Genomic DNA, 12,424 nt, shown 5'->3' with positions numbered 1-12,424 from the left:
TGGGCAGCGGCGTTCCGTCGGGCGATCCCACGGGTGGCGTTCACCGCACGCACGTATGCTGGACATCTGCAGCCCCGAGGCTGCAACCTGACGGTCCGCACGGGGCCGGCTTTCGACGAGGAGACATCACCATGCCCAACCTGGGTGCCCCCGAACTCATCATCATCGCGGTCGTGCTCATCGCCCTGTTCGGCTGGAAGAAGCTCCCCGACATGGCCCGCAGCCTCGGCCGTTCCGCCCGCGTCTTCAAGTCCGAGGTCGACGAGCTGAAGAAGGACGGCAAGCCCGCCCCCAGCGACGCCTCCCAGAGCACGGTGCAGGGTCAGGCCTACGACGCCGACGCAGAGCGTCGCGCAGCCGACCGCCGCGACACCGAAGCCCGCATCGCCGACGCCGAGCGCCGCGCCGCCGAGGCCCGTGCCGAGGCCGACCGCCTGCGCGGAGCCGGCCCGTCGAGCCCGTCGAGCGCGACGGGCACCACCGAGAGCGACGTCCGTCGCGACACGACGCTCTGATCGTCGCCCGGACACCTCGCGCGACCTTGCTCGACCTCGTGCACGGAATCATCTGAATGCCCTCACTCCGACGCCAGCGTGATCCCGAAGGACGGATGTCGCTCGGCGACCACCTTCGCGAGCTGCGCAACCGCATCACCATCAGCGCGATCGCCATCGTCATCGGTGGCGTCGTGGGCTGGGTCAACTACAACCGCGTCATCGACGCCCTGACGCGACCCCTGAAGGACCTGCAGAAGGGCCGCGAGGGCGTGGTCAACATCAACTTCAACGGGATGACCGACGCCTTCGCACTGCAACTGACGACGTCGCTCTTCGTGGGCCTCATCCTCGCCTCGCCGGTCTGGCTCTCGCAGATCTGGGGCTTCATCGTCCCGGGCCTGACGAAGAAGGAGAAGCTCGTCGCGCGGCTCTTCGTCGTGGCCGCCGTGCCGCTCTTCCTCGCCGGTTGCTTCTTCGCCTTCATCATGGTGCCGAAGGCGGTCGCGGTCCTTCTCGGCTTCACCCCCGAGGGCGCCTACAACCTCCAGGACGGCGCGCAGTACCTCAACTTCGTGCTCAAGTTCATCGTCGCGTTCGGCTGCGCGTTCCTGCTGCCGGTCTTCCTGGTCGCCCTCAACCTGGTGGGCGTCCTCTCGGCGCAGGTGATGCTCAAGGGCTGGCGTCCGGCGGTCATGATCATCCTCGTCTTCGCGGCGATCATGACGCCGACCCCCGACGCCTACACGATGCTCTTCCTCGCCAGCCCGATGGTGCTGCTCTACTTCGCCTCGGTCGGCCTGGCATTCCTCTTCGACCGCCGCAAGGAGGAGCACCAGCCCGACTGGCTCGACGTCCCCGACGACAAGCCGTCGCCCCTGTAGGTTTCGGGTGTGTCCCAACGCGTCGCCCTGATCGTCAACCCCACCTCGGGCAAGGGCGTCGGGCGCGAGGTGGGCGCGCAGACCCGCCGACTGTTGAGCGATGCGGGCCACGACGTCGTCGACGTCTCCGGCGACACCTACCAGCAGGCTCGCTCGCAGGCCCTGTCGGCGGTCTCCGACGGGGTCGACACGATGGTGGTCGTCGGTGGTGACGGCATGGTGCACCTCGGCGTCAACGTGTGCGCCGGGTCATCGACGAGGCTCGCCGTGGTGGCCGCCGGCACGGGCAACGACTTCGCTCGCAACCTCGGACTGCCGGTGCGCGATGCGCCGGCCGCCGTCGCCCTGCTCACCGACGGCCGCACCCGCCAGGTCGACCTGGGGCGCGTGAGCCACGGGGTCGCGGGCGAGAAATGGTTCGGCGGGGTGCTCGGGGCCGGGTTCGACGCGGTCGTCAACGCGCGCGCGCAGCGCATGACGTGGCCGCGGGGCCAGATGCGCTACAACCTCGCGGTGCTGCGCGAGCTGCCCGTCTTCCGCCCCATCCCCTACGCGATCGAGCTCGACGGACACCGCATCGAGACCCGCGCCATGCTGGTGGCTGTCGCCAACACGACGTCCTTCGGTGGCGGTATGCGGGTCTGTCCCGACGCCGACGTGGCCGACGGGCTCTTCGACGTCATGATCGTCCACGCGCTGTCGGTCCCGGCCTTTCTGCGGGTCTTCCCGAAGGTCTACTCCGGCTCGCACACCACCCATCCGGCCGTCGAGATCCATCGCGCCCGGCGAGTTCGCTTGGAGGCGAGCGGTATCCAGTCCCAAGCAGATGGCGAGTCGTTCGCCGAGCTGCCCGTCGACGCCGAGGTCGTGCCCGGTGCCCTCCGTGTCGTGTCGCCCACGGAGGTGGCCGCATGATGCCGTCCTGGCCGCACCTGGCCGACTTCGCGGCGGAGGTCGACTTCCCGCTCGACGACTTCCAGACCGAGGCCTGCCGGGCGGTCGAGGAGGGGCGCGGGGTCCTGGTCGCCGCCCCGACCGGCGCGGGCAAGACGATCGTCGGTGAGTTCGCCGTGCACATGGCCATCGCCACCGGGCGCAAGGCCTTCTACACGACGCCGATCAAGGCCCTGTCCAACCAGAAGTACGCCGACCTCGTGCGCCGCCACGGGTCCGACAAGGTCGGTCTGCTCACGGGCGACGCCTCGATCAACGGTGAGGCACCGATCGTCGTCATGACGACCGAGGTGCTGCGCAACATGATGTATGCCGGGTCGACCACGCTGCGTGGCCTCGGCTGGGTCGTCATGGACGAGGTCCACTACCTCGCCGACCGGTTCCGCGGGGCGGTGTGGGAGGAGGTCATCATCCACCTGCCACCCGACGTCAGCGTCGTCTCGCTGTCGGCCACGGTCAGCAACGCGGAGGAGTTCGGAGCCTGGCTCGGTGAGGTGCGCGGCGACACGGAGGTCATCGTCTCCGAGCACCGACCCGTGCCGCTGTGGCAGCACATGATGGTCGGGCAGACCCTCTTCGACCTCTTCGTCGAGGAGCAGGACGCCGACGCCGGCGACGAGCACTTCCGGGGCAGCCCGTCCCACTACTCCGTGAGCGTCAACCCCGATCTCGTCCACGCGATCCGTGGCACCGAGGGGCGAGGTGCGTGGGACTCCCGCTGGGTGAGCAACCGTGGCGGTCGCGACAAGGGTCATCCCAAGGGCAAGAACGGGCGGGCCGGGCGTGGCCGCGACGACTGGGCCGGCCGGGGCCGACGCGGGGGTGACGCCTCCGGCGGCCGTGGGCCCGGTGGCGGCGACGGTGGTCGTGGCTTCGCACGCGGGGGCCGACCGGGTGGTGGGGCGACGCGCTCGGAGGTCATCGAGCGCCTCGAACGCGAAGGGCTGCTTCCCGCGATCACCTTCATCTTCAGCCGCGCCGGCTGTGACGCCGCGGTCGCGCAGCTGCTCTCGAGCGGCATGCGGCTCGTGCCCGAGACCGAGGGTGAGGCCAACCGTCGCGTCGTCGAGGAACGCATCCAGGGCCTGGCCGAGGAGGACCTCACGGTGCTCGGCTACTGGGACTTCGTCGACGGCATCTCACGTGGCTTCGCCGCCCACCACGCCGGCATGCTGCCGACCTTCCGCGAGATCGTCGAGGAGCTCTTCACCGCGGGTCGCATCCGGGCGGTCTTCGCCACCGAGACGCTGGCCCTCGGCATCAACATGCCCGCGCGCACCGTCGTGCTCGAGAAGCTGGTCAAGTTCAACGGCGAGAACCACGTCGACATCTCTCCCGCCGAGTACACCCAGCTGACCGGACGGGCGGGACGCCGGGGCATCGACGTGGAGGGCCACGCGGTCGTCATCTGGAACCGCGGCCTGGACCCCGCCGGGGTCGCGGGCCTGGCCTCGACCCGCACCTACCCGCTGCGCTCCAGCTTCCGCCCGACCTACAACATGGCTGTCAACCTGGTGCGCCAGTTCGGCCGCGAGAGCGCGCGCGAGATCCTCGAGACGTCGTTCGCGCAGTTCCAGGCCGACCGCGCCGTCGTCGGCTTCGTCCGCACCGTCCGGCGCAACGAAGAGGCCCTCGCCGGCTACGCCGAGCAGATGAGCTGCCATCTCGGCGACTTCGCCGAGTATGCCGCCATCCGCGCCGAGATCCGCGCCATCGAGAAGGAAGGCGCGAAGGCGCGCTCCGCCTCAACGCGGGCGGCCGCCGCGATCTCCCTGGAGTCGTTGCGGATCGGCGACATCGTGCGCATCCCAGCCGGACGGCACAGCGGGCTCGCGGTCGTCGTCATGCCCAACCGCGGCGGCAAGGGTGAGGCAGCGTCGCCGGCCGTCGTGACCGAGGACCACCAGCTGCGCCGGTTGACCCTGCACGACGTCCCGACGGCGATCGAGCCGCTGGGCTCGATGCGGGTGCCGAAGCAGTTCAACGCGCGCAACCCGAAGGCGCGACGTGATCTTGCAGCCACTCTGCGGGCGACCATGCCGCACGACCCGCCGGCCCGCCGTCGGGTTGCCGATCCCGAGCCGTCGGACGACCGCCTCGACGATCTGCGGCGCCGCATGAAGGCGCATCCGTGCCACCGTTGCCCCGACCGCGAGAACCACGCGCGCTGGGCCGAGCGCTGGTGGCGGCTCCGACGCGAGACCGACGGGCTCCAGCGCAAGATCGACGGGCGCACCAACTCCGTCGCCAAGACCTTCGACCGCATCTGCGACCTGCTCGTCGAGATGGGCTACCTCAACGACGGCGGTGAGTCGGTGACCGCCCACGGTGACCGGCTGCGCCAGCTCTACACGGAGAAGGACCTCCTCGCCGCCGAGTGCCTCCGCGAAGGCACGTGGCGGCGTCTCGACGGTCCGTCCCTGGCGGCCATCGTGTCGACCCTCGTGCACGAGCCGAGGCGCGAGGAGGGCGGTCTCACCCCGCGCTGGCCGAACGACGACGTGCGCGAGGCGTACGACCGGATGATCACGATCTGGTCCGACCTCGAGGACGCCGAGGGCGCGCTGGCCCTGCCACGCACGGGCATGCCCGACGGCGGCATCGCCTGGGCCATGCACCGCTGGGCCAGCGGGCAGCGGCTCGAGGACGTCCTGCGTGGCACCGATCTCGCCGCGGGAGACTTCGTGCGGCGGTGCAAGCAGGTCATCGACCTGCTCGGGCAGCTGACCGACGCGGCCGACCCTCACCTTGCCGTCACAGCGCGCAGGGCCAGCGAGGGCGTTCTGCGAGGCGTCGTCGCGGCGGACCGGCTCGACTGACAGCGCGCGGCACGGTCGCTGCCGGCGCGCCTGCGTGGGTCGAATCGTCGTTCCAGGGCGAAGTCGGCTAGTCTTGGCGAACCGTCGACGTTTTTGGTGCTCGTGTTCGCACGCTCGCAGGAACGACCAGCGAGCGCAGTTTCTTCAGTTTGAAGGGTTGCGTCTTTTCGACACGGGGTCCCCGACCGGGTGACCTCAACTCTCAACCTGAAGGAGCCAGTCATGGCGCAGGGTACTGTCAAGTGGTTCAACTCGGAGAAGGGCTTCGGCTTCATCGCCCCCACCGAGGGTCCTGACGTGTTCGTCCACTACTCGGAGATCACGGGCAACGGCTACCGCAGCCTCGAGGAGAACCAGGCCGTCGAGTTCGACGTCGAGCAGGGCCCCAAGGGCCCGCAGGCGATGCGCGTCCGCGCTCTCTGATCTCGCCGGACCCAAGGTCCGCACGGCGAAGGCCGGTCCCCAGCGGGGACCGGCCTTCGTCATGTCCGGCGAGCACCGGACCAGGCTGATGTGGCCCGTTGGTGTGGCCCGTTGGAGCCGTTGGTGCGGCCCGGAGCCGGCGCCATGCCGAGTCGGGGCCCGTCGACTGCTAGAGGCGCGTCAGGCGGTCGAAGGGGCTGTTCACCCGGATCACGCCCGACTCGAACTTCAGCGTGACGGTCGACTGGCTGCACGCGACCACGACCCCAAGCCCGTGACGCAGGTGGGAGACGCGGTCGCCGACCGCGAACTCCTCGATGACGCGCGCCGGATCCGGCCTGAACGGGCTGCTGGAGAGGTGGCGACGGCGGTCGGGCGATCCGTGGGTGGGCACCCTTCAGTATGCGCCCTCCGGTGGCCGGCCGATGACCGGGGGAGCGGCCAGGGGGCCGTCCGAGCGTCTGGACCTGCCAGACGTGACCGTTTCGTGACGGTCGCCGCAGCGGTGGGCGGCCGACGCCACGCTCCCCGTCAGGTGTGCTCCGGTGCGGCGGCAGGCTGCCAGGCGCCGAGCTGGTTGCCTGCAGGGTCGGTGAAGTAGAACCGTCGACCGCCCGGGAACGCGTACGGGTCGCGGGTCACGGCACCGCCGGCCGCGAGGACCGCCGCGACCGTGGCGTCGAGGTCGTCCGAGTAGAGGAGCACGAGCGGGCCGGAGGCCCCGACGGGCCCATCCGGGTCGAGGCCGCCCACCTCACCGTCCCCGTCGGGCGCCTGGATGCCTGAGTAGGCAGGGCCGTAGTCGTTGAACGTCCAGCCGAACGCCGCGGCGTAGAACGCCTGGGACGCGGCGAGGTCGGGGGCGCCGAGCTCGATGTAGTCGATCGCGTGGTGCACGTGTGGCATGTCGTCCCTCCGGTGAGCCGGTCGACGCCGTGACGACCGGTGTCCGTCCATCGTCGGGACGGCGCCGACAGGCGTCGGTCTCGGCGGTGACGCGTCTCGTCCTCCGTCAGGCGAGGCCGAGGGCCGAGATCACGCGGTCGAAGGACGATGTGAGCCCGTGCTCGACCGCGAGCTTGGACATGAGTGCCGGGTCGGCCACCGTCGCCGGGACCGAGACGTCGACGTCGGGCAGGGGCGCGTCCTTGACCACCGCGACGACGCGAGGAGCCGCGTCGAGGTAGTCGGTGGCGGCCTCGAGCCGAGCGCGCTGGGCACCCTTCAGTGCTGTGTCGCCGCCGTCGATGGCGGCGCGGAGTGCCTCGAGCGTGCCGTAGGTCGTGATGAGCTTGGCCGCCGTCTTCTCTCCGATGCCTGCGACGCCCGGCAGCCCGTCGCTGGTGTCGCCGCGCAGCACCGCCATGTCGGCGTAGGCCAGGCCCGTGGGCACGCCGTACTTCTCGGCGATGAACGACTGGTCGACGACGTCGGGGGAGCGCACACCTCCGCGCGCGGTGTAGACGACACGGATCTCGTTGGCGTCGTCGACGAGCTGGAAGAGGTCGCGGTCGCCCGTGACGATGTCGACCGGCATACGACCGGAGTACGCCGTCGCGTACGTGCCGATCACGTCGTCGGCCTCGTGGCCGTCGAAGCCGACCCGCGCGATGCCGAGCGCCAGCAGGGCGTCCTCGATGATCGGCACCTGGACGCCGAGCGCCTCGGGGACCTGCTCGCCTGCCAGCTCGTCGTCGCCCGCCTCGGCGACGCGGTGGGCCTTGTACGACGGGATGGCCTCGACGCGGAAGGCCGGCCTCCAGTCGTTGTCCCAGCACGCGACCAGGTGCGTCGGGTGGGAACGGTCGACGAGAGAGGCGATCATGTCGAGCAGGCCGCGTACGGCGTTGGTCGGGACTCCGCTGGGGCCGATCACCTCGGGCACGCCGAAGAACGCTCGGAAGTAGAGGGACGCGGAGTCGAGCAGCAGCAACCGGGGTGCGTGGGACGGCATACGCGAGAGGCTACCGGGGGTGGGTGACCGCCCGGCCGCGACGTGCGCGCCGGCGCAGGAGGTACCGGCATGAGGAATGGACCACCTTGCGCGTAACCCCTGGTCTACCCTTCGGCCATGGAAGATCTCGACCGGCGCCTCGTCGGACTGCTGCTCGCCGACGGCCGGATGAGCTACACCGACCTCGGCAAGGCCACGGGCCTGTCGACGTCGGCGGTCCACCAGCGGGTCCGGCGGCTCGAGGAGCGTGGGGTCGTCACCGGCTACACGGCGCAGGTCTCTCCCGAGGCTCTCGGACTGTCGCTCACGGCGCTCATCTCCGTGACGCCCTTCGACCCCAGCGCCCCCGACGACGTGCCTGAGCGGCTCCGGCACATCGGCGAGATCGAGGACTGCCACTCGGTCGCCGGCGTGGAGAGCTACATCCTCAAGGTGCGTGTGGCCACCCCGGGCGCCCTCGAGGACCTGCTCGCGCGAATCCGCTCGGCCGCCAACGTCGCGACACGCACCACTGTCGTGCTCTCCACCCCGTGGGAGGGGCGCAGCGCCTCGGCCGAGCCGCGCGACGACGCCTGACCGAAGCAGCGCTGACGCCGCGTCACAGCCCGGTCGGGTCCGTGTTGGCCCCGCACAGGACGATCGCGATCGTCTCGTCCGGCTCGGGAACGTAGGCCCCGGACGTCAGGGCGGCGAGGGCCGTGGCGGCGCCGTGCTCGACCACGACGCGCCACCGCTCCCAGAGCAGTGAGCGGGCGGCGACGATGTCCCCGTCGGTGACCACGACGCTGTGGACGGGCAGCCGTGAGCTGACCTCGAAGGCGATGTCGCCGAGCCGACGGGCACCGAGCGAGTCGGCCGCGATGCCCGAGACCGGGACGTCGACCGGGAGTCCGGACTCGAGGGCCGAACGCAACGTCGGGGCTCCGGCGGGTTCCACGCCGACGACGCGGGCGGTCCCTTCGAGGGCCGCGGTCACGCCGGCGAGGAGGCCACCCCCACCCACCGCCACGATCACCGTGTCGACTGCTGACGGCACCTGTTCACCGAGCTCGAGCGCGAGCGTGCCTGCGCCCGCTGCGATCTCGGGTTGGTCGTAGGCGTGGCAGTGCAGCGCGCCAGAGCGCTCCACCTCGTGTTGCGCAGCCTCGTACGCGGCGGCGTACTCGGAGCCGGACAGGACGACTCGGGCGCCGTAGGCCTTCAGGCGGGCGACCTTCACCGCCGGCGCGGTCTCGGGAACGAACACCGTCGCGGGCACGCCGAGGCTCGAGGCGGCATACGCGTTGGCCATGCCGGCGTTGCCTCCGGACGCCACGACGATGCCCACACGAGGGTCGAGCAGGCCCTTCTCTCGCGCTCCGAGGATGCGGTTGAACGCGCCGCGGGCCTTGAACGAGCCGGTGTGCTGGAGGTACTCGAGCTTGAAGTACGCGCGGACGCCGAGGGCCTCGCGCTCGACCTCCAGCACCGGAGTGGTGCGGACATGGTCACGAACGCGGTCGCGGGCCTCGTCGACGTCGGAGCGCTGGATCACCTCCTGAGCCTAGGGGCGCCCCCACGCCGCGTGGAGGATCGGTCGGTGACCGCCCTAGGATCGCGCGATGACCTTCGCCGCGTGCGACGCGCTGTCCGACCGACAGGTGGCGCTGCTCGACACCTGGCTGCCGGACGCCGACGTGGTGCGTGACCACGGCTGGGGACTCGTCGCGACGACGGTCCTCGAGGTCGTCCACGGCGGCGACCACCTGATCGTCAAGGCAGGCGGCGAGCGCGACGGCCACATCGCTCGTGAGCTCGATGCGCACCGGAAGTGGTTGGCGCCGTGGACGGCCCGCGGCCGTGCTCCGGTGCTGGTCCACGGTGACGTCGGAGCGAAGCTCGTCGTGACCCGCTACCTGCCCGGTCGCCTCGTCCTGGGCGACGTCAGTGCCGACGACCCGGGGACGTACCGGCAGGCGGGTGAGCTCCTGGCCGCCTTCCACGGCCAGGAGAGCCACGTCGCGCCGGACCACGAGCGCACCGAGAACGCCAAGGCGCTCGCGTGGCTCGACGAGCCGCACCGCATCGACGCCCGCAGCGAGGAACGCCTGCGCGAGCAGATCGCTTCGTGGCCCGCGCCCGCGGCGACGGTCGTGCCCACCCACGGAGACTGGCAGCCGCGCAACTGGCTCGTCGATGACGGGGTCATCTCGGTGATCGACTTCGGCCGCGCGGCACTGCGCCCGGCCCTGACCGACTTCGCCCGGCTCGCTGCCCAGGACTTCAGACGGGACCCAGCGCTCGAGCAAGCCTTTCTCGAGGGCTACGGCAGTGATCCCCGTGAACCCGAGGCCTGGCTGCGCCAACGCGTCCGTGAGGCGATCGGCACGGCCGCGTGGGCGCATGCCGTCGGCGACGAGCAGTTCGAGGCCCAGGGGCTCCGGATGGTCGCCGAGGGTGCTCGGCGCGGTGCCCTCCGAGGTTCCCGCCGTGGACTGACCGACTGACGTGCGTACGGGGGAGCGTCAGAGCTGGTCGGTCGGCTCGGGGGCCAGCCCCTCGATGTGGACGTGGTCGTCGTGCCGCAGCGCCTTGGCGTGGGTGCGGGCGCGGTGCCACCACCACAGCGCGAGCGCGCCAGCGGTCATGGCGCCGGCGACCAGCGCGAGCGTCGTCAGCGAGCCGCTGACGAGCGGCGAGAGGACTCCGGCCACGACCGCGTTGAGGCAGGTGCTGAGGAAGGACTGGAAGGACGACACGGCCCCGCGCTCGCGCGGCCGGAGGTCGAGCAGGGCGATCGTGAGGATCGGGAACACGAGCGACACCCCGAGCGAGGCGGTGGCCGCGGGGACCACGGTCCAGGCGACGGTCGGGACGTCGACGAGCGACTGGTAGGCGAAGGCGAAGACCCCACCCGCGAGGGCGATCGCGAAGCCGGACAGCACGAACACGCCCTGTCGCACACGGCCTGCGAGGCGGCCGGTGAGGAACGAGCCGACCATCATCGTGAGCACCAGCGGCACGAACAGCACGCCGAAGTCGCGCTCGCCCAGGTGCAGGTGGTCGACGACGATGGCCGGCGCCGACGAGATGTAGAGGAAGAGCGCCCCGAAGTTCAGCGCGATCGCCGAGCTGAGTCGCAGCACGCCGCCGTCGCCTGCGGCCGATGCGAACGACGCGAGCAGCAGACGGGGGTGGAAGGCCACGCGCCGGTCGGCCGGGTGGGTCTCCGGCAGGGACGTCAGTGTCAGCGCGACGAGCACGAGGCCGTATGCCGCGAGCACCCAGAAGATCGTGCGCCACGACCCCCAGCCGAGGATCCACCCGCCGACGATCGGTGCGAGCGCCGGCGCGACCGCGAAGATCATCGAGATGTGGCTCATGAAGCGCTGGGCGTGGGCTCCGTCGAAGAGGTCGCGCACCACGGTGCGGCCGACGATCATGCCGGCGCCCGCGACCAGGCCCTGGGCGGCTCGCGCGCCGAGCAGCATCGGCAGGTTGGGCGCCAGCGCGCAGACGGCGCTGGTGACGGCATACAGGAGTGAGCCGGCGATGATCACCGGACGTCGTCCGAGGGCGTCGGACAGGGAACCGTGGAAGAGACTCGCGACCGCGAAGGCGACCAGGTAGACGCTCATCGTCTGCTGCATCGCGACCTTGTCGGCGCCGAGCTCGTGGCCCATCACCTCGAACGCGGGGAAGATCGCGTCGATGGTGAACGGCCCGACCATCGTCAGCGCAGCGAGGATGAGCACGAGCCTCGCCCGCGGGACACGCGACGACGTGACCTCGGGACGGGGGTGCGCGGCCGTCATGCCCGACCGATCCGGGCCCGCACGGCGCCGGTGACCTGAGCGAGGTCAGCCGGCGTCAGGCCGATGTCGAAGCCGCGCCGCCCACCGGAGACGTAGACGAGCTCGAAGCCGTATGCCGTCTCGTCGAGCACCGTGGGGAGCGCGCGCTTCTGACCCACCGGGGAGATGCCGCCCACGACGTAGCCCGTGCTGCGTTCGGCCGCCGCCGGGTCGGCCATCGTGACGCTCTTCGCGCCGAGGGCGGCAGCCACGGCCTTCAGGTCGAGCTGACCGTCGACCGGGACGATGCCTACGCCGAGGCCCTGGCCGGTGTCGACGAGCAGCGTCTTGAACACGCGTGCGGGCTCGACGCCCAGCGCCTGGGCGGCCTCGCGGCCGTAGCTCGGGGCGGACGGGTCATGGTCGTAGGGGTGCTTGGTGTAGGAGACTCCGGCCCGGTCGAGGGCGACCGTGGCAGGGGTGGACGGACCGGACTGGCGGTGGCGGCCCATCACACGCCGGACACGGAGGCGAGCCCGTCCCAGATCGTCGTGACGACGAGCTGGGTGGCCTCGTCGGCGGTCGTGCCGGGGTGGGTGGTGCGCCAGACGGCCAGCCGCTCGCAGCCGCCGATGAGGATCTCGGCCATGGCGGTCACCCGCCGCGGCTCCAGCGCCGCGAACGCCGGCAGGGTGCGCAGGCCCTCTGCGAAAGCCTTCGCGGTCTGCTGCCGGATGCGCTCGACCGAGGCGGACGCCTCGCCGATGAGGGCGCCCTCGGTGCGCAGCAGCGTGAAGGCCTGCTCGTGCTCGTCGATGAAGGCGAAGAACGCGTGGACCACGCCGGCGACCCGGTCGCGTGCGGGCGTCAGCGGCTGGGCCACCCACGCGTCGATGAGGGCGCTGAGCAGCTGGCCACGCGCCCGCTCGATCGTCGCGGCGAGCAGGCCCTCCTTGGAGCCGAAGTAGTCGTAGATGAGCGGCTTGGTCACCCCCACGAGCTCCGCTATCTCGTCCATCGTCGCGGCCTGGATGCCGCGGGCGGAGAACACCTGCTCGGCCACCGCGAGCATCTGCGCCTCCCGTTCGGCTCGGGGCATGCGCACACGGGTACCGGGGGAGCG

At 71.2% G+C, this 12,424-nt stretch carries 14 protein-coding genes; 7 read left to right on the top strand and 7 right to left on the bottom strand.

Features of this window, described 5'->3' with window-relative positions:
• The first annotated feature begins 131 nt into the window (after nt 1-131).
• The 5 genes from tatA (at nt 132) to AB4091_RS12180 (ending at nt 5,574) form a co-directional block, all read left to right on the top strand.
• Complete coding sequence (gene tatA, locus AB4091_RS12200) at nt 132-515, top strand: Sec-independent protein translocase subunit TatA (protein ID WP_442292015.1); 384 nt, start codon at nt 132-134, stop codon at nt 513-515.
• 95 nt (nt 516-610) lie between these two features.
• A complete protein-coding gene (gene tatC, locus AB4091_RS12195) occupies nt 611-1,378 on the top strand; it encodes a twin-arginine translocase subunit TatC (protein ID WP_442292014.1) in 768 nt (255 codons plus the stop codon).
• A gap of 9 nt (nt 1,379-1,387) precedes the next feature.
• Nucleotides 1,388-2,293 (top strand): diacylglycerol kinase, encoded by a 906-nt coding sequence (locus AB4091_RS12190; protein WP_442292013.1) that lies wholly within the window; start codon nt 1,388-1,390, stop codon nt 2,291-2,293.
• Nucleotides 2,290-5,151 carry a DEAD/DEAH box helicase gene (locus tag AB4091_RS12185; protein WP_442292012.1) on the top strand — a complete coding sequence of 954 codons (2,862 nt, stop codon included), beginning with the start codon at nt 2,290-2,292 and terminating at the stop codon, nt 5,149-5,151. The genes AB4091_RS12190 and AB4091_RS12185 overlap by 4 nt, the downstream gene beginning before the upstream one ends.
• A gap of 222 nt (nt 5,152-5,373) precedes the next feature.
• Nucleotides 5,374-5,574: a cold-shock protein gene (locus AB4091_RS12180; protein WP_020144233.1), complete on the top strand. Its 201-nt coding sequence runs from the start codon at nt 5,374-5,376 to the stop codon at nt 5,572-5,574.
• A gap of 169 nt (nt 5,575-5,743) precedes the next feature.
• Here the strand turns inward: AB4091_RS12180 and AB4091_RS12175 are convergent, their stop codons facing one another.
• The 3 genes from AB4091_RS12175 to AB4091_RS12165 all read right to left on the bottom strand — a co-directional run bounded on the left by AB4091_RS12175 (nt 5,744) and on the right by AB4091_RS12165 (nt 7,528).
• On the bottom strand, nt 5,744-5,968 hold the full coding sequence (locus tag AB4091_RS12175; RefSeq protein ID WP_442292011.1) for a hypothetical protein: 225 nt from the start codon (nt 5,966-5,968) through the stop codon (nt 5,744-5,746).
• A gap of 137 nt (nt 5,969-6,105) precedes the next feature.
• Complete coding sequence (locus AB4091_RS12170) at nt 6,106-6,480, bottom strand: VOC family protein (protein ID WP_442292010.1); 375 nt, start codon at nt 6,478-6,480, stop codon at nt 6,106-6,108.
• Between the two features lie 106 nt (nt 6,481-6,586).
• Nucleotides 6,587-7,528, bottom strand: coding sequence for a 5'-3' exonuclease (locus tag AB4091_RS12165; protein WP_442292009.1), 942 nt, complete (start codon nt 7,526-7,528; stop codon nt 6,587-6,589).
• A gap of 117 nt (nt 7,529-7,645) precedes the next feature.
• Between AB4091_RS12165 and AB4091_RS12160 the strand changes: the two genes are divergently transcribed.
• The gene (locus AB4091_RS12160) at nt 7,646-8,104 is read left to right on the top strand and encodes an Lrp/AsnC family transcriptional regulator (protein WP_442292008.1); all 459 of its coding nucleotides are present in this window, start codon (nt 7,646-7,648) and stop codon (nt 8,102-8,104) included.
• Nucleotides 8,105-8,126: 22 nt separating this feature from the next.
• On the opposite strand, the gene AB4091_RS12155 is transcribed toward AB4091_RS12160, so the two are convergent.
• Nucleotides 8,127-9,062 carry a threonine/serine dehydratase gene (locus AB4091_RS12155; RefSeq protein WP_442292007.1) on the bottom strand — a complete coding sequence of 312 codons (936 nt, stop codon included), beginning with the start codon at nt 9,060-9,062 and terminating at the stop codon, nt 8,127-8,129.
• A 67-nt stretch (nt 9,063-9,129) separates the two neighbouring features.
• Here AB4091_RS12155 and AB4091_RS12150 point away from each other — a divergent pair, with 67 nt between their 5' ends.
• Nucleotides 9,130-10,014 (top strand): phosphotransferase, encoded by an 885-nt coding sequence (locus tag AB4091_RS12150; protein WP_442292006.1) that lies wholly within the window; start codon nt 9,130-9,132, stop codon nt 10,012-10,014.
• An 18-nt stretch (nt 10,015-10,032) separates the two neighbouring features.
• On the opposite strand, the gene AB4091_RS12145 is transcribed toward AB4091_RS12150, so the two are convergent.
• The 3 genes from AB4091_RS12145 to AB4091_RS12135 are packed head-to-tail and all read right to left on the bottom strand — an operon-like array spanning nt 10,033 to nt 12,400.
• Nucleotides 10,033-11,322 carry a multidrug effflux MFS transporter gene (locus AB4091_RS12145; RefSeq protein WP_442292005.1) on the bottom strand — a complete coding sequence of 430 codons (1,290 nt, stop codon included), beginning with the start codon at nt 11,320-11,322 and terminating at the stop codon, nt 10,033-10,035.
• Nucleotides 11,319-11,813: a Cys-tRNA(Pro) deacylase gene (ybaK, locus tag AB4091_RS12140; protein ID WP_442292004.1), complete on the bottom strand. Its 495-nt coding sequence runs from the start codon at nt 11,811-11,813 to the stop codon at nt 11,319-11,321. The genes AB4091_RS12145 and ybaK overlap by 4 nt, the downstream gene beginning before the upstream one ends.
• Complete coding sequence (locus AB4091_RS12135; protein WP_442292003.1) at nt 11,813-12,400, bottom strand: TetR/AcrR family transcriptional regulator; 588 nt, start codon at nt 12,398-12,400, stop codon at nt 11,813-11,815. The genes ybaK and AB4091_RS12135 overlap by 1 nt, the downstream gene beginning before the upstream one ends.
• Between the last annotated feature and the right edge of the window lie 24 nt (nt 12,401-12,424).

Source organism: Terrabacter sp. 2RAF25 (assembly GCF_052115265.1).
GTDB lineage: Bacteria > Actinomycetota > Actinomycetes > Actinomycetales > Dermatophilaceae > Terrabacter.
Note: the sequence above shows the minus strand (reverse complement) of the source record. Positions and strands in the feature narration are given on the sequence as shown.

What these genes read in the sequence shown, in the direction of transcription:
- tatA (WP_442292015.1), top strand. Translation starts at nt 132, where the DNA reads ATGCCCAACCTGGGTGCCCCCGAACTCATCATCATCGCGGTCGTGCTC.
- tatC (WP_442292014.1), top strand. Translation starts at nt 611, where the DNA reads ATGTCGCTCGGCGACCACCTTCGCGAGCTGCGCAACCGCATCACCATC.
- AB4091_RS12185 (WP_442292012.1), top strand. Translation starts at nt 2,290, where the DNA reads ATGATGCCGTCCTGGCCGCACCTGGCCGACTTCGCGGCGGAGGTCGAC.
- AB4091_RS12180 (WP_020144233.1), top strand. Translation starts at nt 5,374, where the DNA reads ATGGCGCAGGGTACTGTCAAGTGGTTCAACTCGGAGAAGGGCTTCGGC.
- AB4091_RS12170 (WP_442292010.1), bottom strand. Translation starts at nt 6,480, where the DNA reads ATGCCACACGTGCACCACGCGATCGACTACATCGAGCTCGGCGCCCCC.
- AB4091_RS12165 (WP_442292009.1), bottom strand. Translation starts at nt 7,528, where the DNA reads ATGCCGTCCCACGCACCCCGGTTGCTGCTGCTCGACTCCGCGTCCCTC.
- AB4091_RS12160 (WP_442292008.1), top strand. Translation starts at nt 7,646, where the DNA reads ATGGAAGATCTCGACCGGCGCCTCGTCGGACTGCTGCTCGCCGACGGC.
- AB4091_RS12150 (WP_442292006.1), top strand. Translation starts at nt 9,130, where the DNA reads ATGACCTTCGCCGCGTGCGACGCGCTGTCCGACCGACAGGTGGCGCTG.
- AB4091_RS12145 (WP_442292005.1), bottom strand. Translation starts at nt 11,322, where the DNA reads ATGACGGCCGCGCACCCCCGTCCCGAGGTCACGTCGTCGCGTGTCCCG.
- ybaK (WP_442292004.1), bottom strand. Translation starts at nt 11,813, where the DNA reads ATGGGCCGCCACCGCCAGTCCGGTCCGTCCACCCCTGCCACGGTCGCC.
- AB4091_RS12135 (WP_442292003.1), bottom strand. Translation starts at nt 12,400, where the DNA reads ATGCCCCGAGCCGAACGGGAGGCGCAGATGCTCGCGGTGGCCGAGCAG.